Below are 3,945 nucleotides of genomic sequence, written 5' to 3'. Positions count from 1 at the left end.
TTTTTGCGGGAATCAACATCAAAAAGATCGCAGCCTTCGGCAGCTCCTACATTGGGATGGTATACGGTCTGTAGGATCTGCCGAAGGCTGCGATCTTTTGACTTATAACGCTCTCCCCTTTCTAGGAATTTGCCTGCAAAGCGGTGAGCAATGGCTGACATTCTGCAGAAGGTAATTGCGGTTAAATTTGAGGATCACCTATCAAGTGGAGATCTACGAACCATGAAGCGGGATATTTTTTCAGAGTTGATGGATGGCCTTGATGCGATAGCCGAAGAACGCCAAGGCAAAATTACCTTGAAGAAGACGCGTGTAAAACGGATCGGCGACACGAAGGGCAAACTCATACTTCCCGCCGAAACTGATGCCTCTCTATCACACGGTTTGCTGGATACCTTCGAACGATAAAAAGCTACATCTGCTCTCATGTGATCTATCAGACTCACTCAACCCACTGTGGGAGCGAGCCTGATCCGGGCGGCGTTCCGACGAAGGCGTCGGCACATCCCCATCTTCAGTGCCTGACACTCCGCTTTCGCGAGCAGGCTCGCTCCCACAGGTTTATGTGGCGTTCACTCAATCCATATAACCACATGACGAAATTGTAATTCCCCCATCACCTTGGCGTTATCCGCAGCCTGCAACGATGTGACCCGGCGACCAATGCCGGCGGGCCCTGCCCCGCTGAACAATCAGACCACGCCGACGCACGTTCCCGTTCTGCCGAACCCAAGGAGTGTTTGATGGTTAACCCTACAAAAATATCGATGGCCGCTTTAGCGGTGGTGGTCGGCTCAGGGCCGTCCATGGTGTTTGCAGAAGACAAGCCCGAGGGTTTTGTCGAAGGCAGCAGCCTGACCGTGCTCAACCGCAACTTCTACTTCAATCGTGATCATCGCAATGGCCAGTCCAGCCCCACCGGCAACGGTTATTCCGAGGCCTGGGCGCATGCGGTGATCAGCAAGTTCGAATCCGGTTTTACCCAAGGCACCGTCGGAGTCGGGGTCGATGCGTTTGCCATGATCGGTCTGAAACTCGACACCGGTGACGGCCGCAACGGCGGGCGCAGTTCGTTCGATGTGCTGCCAGTCAACAGTGACGGCCAAGCGCGGGATGAATACACCAAGTTCGGTGGCGCCGCGAAAGTGCGGGCGTTCGACACGGTGATCAAGGTCGGGGATGTGTTTCCGGCCAACCCGGTGGTGGCGGCCGGTGACTCACGCTTGCTGCCGGAAAGCTTTCGCGGCGTGACGGCGACCAACACCAGCATCGACGGTCTGTCGATTCAGGGTGGTCGTCTGCATGCAATGAGCCAGCCGGTGTCCAGCGACATGCGCGAAAACTTCGCGACCTTCTACGCCGGGCCGGTCAATTCGCCGTGGATCGCTTACGGCGGTGGTGATTATGTGCTGAACAAGAACCTCAGTTTCAGCCTGTACTCCAGTCGCCTGAAAGATGCCTGGAACCAGTACTACGCCGGCACCGCCTGGACCTATCCGCTGGCGGACGACCTGTCGCTGTTCGGCGGCCTGAACTATTACAAGGCGGTCGACGAAGGCAAACAACTGCTCGGCCAGTTCGACAACAATATCTGGAGCGGCCGCGTCGGGGTCAAACTCGGCGCCCATTCCGTCGCCCTCTCCCACCAGCGCAACAACGGCAACGACGACTTCGACTACCTGCGGCAGTCCGACTCGATCTTCCTCGACAACTCGATCCAGTACAGCGACTTCAACTCGCCGAAGGAACGTTCGTGGATGGTGCGCTACGACCTCGACATGACCGCTTACGGCATACCCGGTTTGTCGTTCATGACCCGTTACGCGCGCGGCACCGACGCCGATTATTCCAACGCCAACGCCGTGTACATGCGCCGCGATGCCGACGGCAATCCGCTGACCGACCAGAAACGCTGGGAGCGTGATGTGGAAGTCAAATACGTGGTGCAGAGCGGTTCGATGAAAGACCTGTCGCTGCGTCTGCGCCAGGCCACCACTCGCGCCACGGCATTCGAGTCGGACCTGGATGAAGTGCGCGTGATCGTCGAATACCCGCTGGCGATTCTCTGAGTTTCCCGAGCAACACCATTCACCTTTAGAAGCTCCTTGCTCCTTTGGTCAGAGGTGAATTTTTTGGCGTCCTACGGGGCGCCTTTTTTTCGTCTTCAAACACAATCCTGTAGGAGCTGCCGAAGGCTGCGATCTTTGGACTTTGATTTTAAAGATCAAGAGATCGCAGCCTTCGGCAGCTCCTACAGAAGCTATTTTTTATGCAGTGGGTTCGACGTTATCCAGTGCCTTGTTCACCGCCAGTTCACCAAGCATGACCACCTGCGCAATCCCCAGAAGAGTCTTGCGATGCGTGCCCTCCAGCAGCGCGGCGAAGTCACCGAGCATCACCGTGGCCGAGGCCAGGGATTCGCAAGCGTTGGCCAGCAGGGATTCGGTGTCGGCGTTGGGGTTGACCAGGAACAGCGCGTTGGCGGTGTAAGGTGTGGCCATGATGGGCGGTGCGGGCTTGAGGTAGTAGTCGAGGGCGCGGTCGGCGGCTTCGTGGAGTTTGTGGGTGTCGATGGCGGCGTAGGGGGATGTTGGATCGGGGTCTGCAGGCGTTTCTGTTTCGGGCGGATTCGGTGTTGGCTTTTTCATAATGTTTTACTCAGCTTGACGGTGGAGCTGACCCTTTCGGTTCCACGCGAAAGGGTGGCAGCTGTACGCAGGTTGGAACCCGGGCAACTGAGCAAAACCCGACAGACTCGAAGTCTCCCGCGCACAGCCGCCATAACGGAGTGCACACATGAAAGTGCGCAAGCATACGTCATGAACGGTGCGATTTGCTTCAGTTAAGCCGAGGGGTTCCAATCCCGATCGCTGATTTGGCAGCGACCCACACAGGCTAGAGAGCGGACGTTCGAGGGACAACCTGAAAACATTGTGGGAAGGTTCTGCTTTTCCCACACAACCTTTAAACATTCCGAATCTAAATACAGATCGTGATACTGAAAATGTGCCCCGTGCAGGAGCTGCCGCAGGCTGCGATCTTTTGACTTTGAAGACCAAGATCAACAGATCGCAGCCTTCGGCAGCTCCTACAGGGATAGGGATTAATTAGCCACCACTGTTGCGGCACACGCCTGCCACGCTGTACTTGAGCGTATTGAGCTGTCCTTGCGAGTCCTCGTAGGTCATGGCCGTCGGTACCACCGAGCAAGCCGGCTGCGGCTTCACCACGCTGACGATTTTCACCACGTCGAGCTTCATCCCGTATTCGTATTCCTTGACCACCGGCGGCGCTTTGCCCTGCTCGGCGGCGTATTGCTCCATGGCTTTGGCGTTGGCGCTGAAGGCACGCTCGAAAGTGCGGTCACCGCCGCCTTCGGCCATGACCAGAGAAGACATCGCCATGACGCTGGCGAACGCGATCAACTTGCGTATTTTCATATCCATTTCCTTCCCATCCAGGCATAAAAAAGCCCAGCATCGATGCGCGATGACGGGCTTGATCAAGTGCTGTCGCTTACAGGCTCTTGCGGTTGTCGACGGCTTTTTCATTGACCACCACCGGGTTGCCGGCGGCTTTTTCCTTGGCCACGAACAGCTCCATGGAACGGTCGTTATTGGTCATCATCCGGTCGAACGTGCGGTCGCCGCCACCTTCAGCCATGACCAGGGAAGACATCGCCAACGCCACCACAAAAGCACCCATTTGTACGATTTTCATTTTTGATTCCTCGTTTAAGTAACTGACGGGATCAAGGTAACAAGGCGTACCTTTCGTGACGGTGGCGGGGGAATTACAGATTCGTAATGTGGCAAGTACGGCAGCCACACAGAAAATCTCAGGCCTGAGAAATACCTTGTGGCGAGGGGATTTATCCCCGATGGGCCGCGCAGCGGCCCCGCTCTTTATCCAAAAAAGCGGGCYTGCTGCGCAGCCCCATCGGGG

Annotated in this window: 4 protein-coding genes and 1 pseudogene; 2 read left to right on the top strand and 3 right to left on the bottom strand. The window is 56.5% G+C overall.

Going from position 1 to position 3,945, the window contains the following annotated elements:
• Window positions 1-222 precede the first annotated feature (222 nt).
• A pseudogene (locus HT737_RS31985) lies at window positions 223-318 on the top strand (transcriptional regulator); the annotation flags it as partial.
• Between the two features lie 425 nt (window positions 319-743).
• Window positions 744-2,069, top strand: a complete 1,326-nt coding sequence (locus tag HT737_RS25890) for an OprD family porin (protein ID WP_182404274.1) — start codon at window positions 744-746, stop codon at window positions 2,067-2,069.
• Between the two features lie 198 nt (window positions 2,070-2,267).
• On the opposite strand, the gene HT737_RS25885 is transcribed toward HT737_RS25890, so the two are convergent.
• From HT737_RS25885 to HT737_RS25875, 3 genes are all read right to left on the bottom strand, one after another.
• Window positions 2,268-2,648 (bottom strand): DUF6124 family protein, encoded by a 381-nt coding sequence (locus HT737_RS25885; RefSeq protein WP_182404273.1) that lies wholly within the window; start codon window positions 2,646-2,648, stop codon window positions 2,268-2,270.
• Window positions 2,649-3,107: 459 nt separating this feature from the next.
• A complete protein-coding gene (locus tag HT737_RS25880; protein WP_041073199.1) occupies window positions 3,108-3,440 on the bottom strand; it encodes a DUF2790 domain-containing protein in 333 nt (110 codons plus the stop codon).
• Window positions 3,441-3,516: 76 nt separating this feature from the next.
• Complete coding sequence (locus HT737_RS25875) at window positions 3,517-3,720, bottom strand: co-regulatory protein PtrA N-terminal domain-containing protein (RefSeq protein ID WP_182404272.1); 204 nt, start codon at window positions 3,718-3,720, stop codon at window positions 3,517-3,519.
• Between the last annotated feature and the right edge of the window lie 225 nt (window positions 3,721-3,945).

Source organism: Pseudomonas sp. MD195_PC81_125, from assembly GCF_014060985.1.
Taxonomy (GTDB): domain Bacteria; phylum Pseudomonadota; class Gammaproteobacteria; order Pseudomonadales; family Pseudomonadaceae; genus Aquipseudomonas; species Aquipseudomonas parakoreensis.
Note: the sequence above shows the minus strand (reverse complement) of the source record. Positions and strands in the feature narration are given on the sequence as shown.